Source organism: Pantoea dispersa (assembly GCF_035783935.1).
Classification (GTDB): domain Bacteria; phylum Pseudomonadota; class Gammaproteobacteria; order Enterobacterales; family Enterobacteriaceae; genus Pantoea; species Pantoea dispersa_C.
On the sequence record NZ_JALKOV010000038.1, the window covers coordinates 1 to 349 of the forward strand.

General features: G+C 51.0%; 1 tRNA gene and 1 rRNA gene. Both read right to left on the minus strand.

Annotated elements, in window-relative coordinates:
• Nucleotides 1-120: 120 nt before the first annotated feature.
• A tRNA-Glu gene (locus MXF20_RS23255) sits at nucleotides 121-195 on the minus strand.
• Nucleotides 196-283: 88 nt separating this feature from the next.
• Nucleotides 284-349, minus strand: a 16S ribosomal RNA gene (locus MXF20_RS23260); the annotation flags it as partial.

Below are 349 nucleotides of genomic sequence, written 5' to 3' on the forward strand. Positions count from 1 at the left end.
CGACGCGTCGTTTCAAATTTTCAGCTTGTTCCGGATTGTTAAAGAGCAATATCTCAAACACGACGTTACCGTCAGTTTTGAGATATTCTGTGGAGACACCTTTCACCTGTCACCAAGCAGTGGCGTCCCCTAGGGGATTCGAACCCCTGTTGCCGCCGTGAAAGGGCGGAGTCCTAACCGCTAGACGAAGGGGACACAAAGTGTCACGACTTCGCAGCCGTCCTGCTCGTTACTTTTCTATCAGACAATCTGTGTGAGCACTTCGCGGGAAAGTATCTTCAGGTAAGGAGGTGATCCAACCGCAGGTTCCCCTACGGTTACCTTGTTACGACTTCACCCCAGTCATGAA